At 41.6% G+C, this 1007-nt stretch carries 2 protein-coding genes; one reads left to right on the forward strand and one right to left on the reverse strand.

Annotation, left to right across the window (positions count from 1 at the left end; genetic code table 11):
• Positions 1–409, forward strand: a 409-nt coding sequence (locus R8269_RS26595; protein WP_318223088.1) for a sugar phosphate nucleotidyltransferase, incomplete at its 5' end; no start/stop codon positions are given.
• Between the two features lie 153 nt (positions 410–562).
• On the opposite strand, the gene R8269_RS26600 is transcribed toward R8269_RS26595, so the two are convergent.
• The coding region (locus R8269_RS26600) for an MBL fold metallo-hydrolase (RefSeq protein ID WP_318223089.1) at positions 563–1007 on the reverse strand (445 nt) is incomplete at its 5' end.

Here is a 1007-nt window from a genome sequence, read left to right on the forward strand (position 1 = left end):
GGTTCAAGAAGTTCCAGAAACTGAAACCCATAAATATGGTGTGATTGCTGGAGAGATGATCAAAGATGACATCTTCCGAATTGATAACATGGTAGAAAAGCCAGAACCAGGCACTGCACCAAGTAATTTAGCAATTATTGGTCGCTATATCTTAACGCCAGATATTTTTGAGCTTATCGAAAACACAGAACCAGGCAAAGGTGGAGAAATCCAAATCACTGATGCATTGATGCAACAAGCTCAATCTGGTTGTGTTATCGCTTACAAATTTAAAGGTCAGCGTTTTGACTGCGGCAGTGTAGAAGGTTACATCGAGGCGACAAACTACTGCTACGAGAACCTATACAAAAAAGCGTCTAGTGCTGAGCTGGCTAAAACACCAACCGTAAAGGTTGTTGAACCTGCATAGTTGTTCAGTCTCGTTACCAATGTGCTTTAACATGGCTTTCTGACGTACAAAGCTTAGGTAAAGCACGTTGATATTCAAATTCTTATGCTGTTTTCACCCATTAACAATAAGTAAAAACTAGACTGTATCGTTCTAATGTCGGCTGATATTAGTTTAATAAACTACCTCAATTCCCTCTGCTTCCAACTTCTCTCCTAACTCTTTTTTCGCTTCTTTTTCTCCATGTATCAAATGCACGGCTTTTGGTTGTGCTGGAATACCAGTAACAAACTTCAATAAATCGCTTTGGTCTGCATGTGCAGAATATCCAGAGATGGTATGGATATGTGCGTTGGCTTCGATTGGTTGGTTATCGATATCCACCGTGTGGCTGCCTGATTGGATTTCTCGACCTAAGGTTCCTTGAGCTTGATAACCCGCAAACAACACATCATTTCTTTCGTCTGGTAAGAGTGCTTTTAAGTAATTGACGATTCTTCCACCTTCGCACATACCGGATGCCGCGACGACAATCGCAGGCTCATCGGTGGAAGCTAGTCGATTCACTAATGCTTGATGTTCTCTATGGCTTTCCACAGTAATGCATTGTTCAAAGGCG

Source organism: Vibrio sp. Vb0667, from assembly GCF_033391095.1.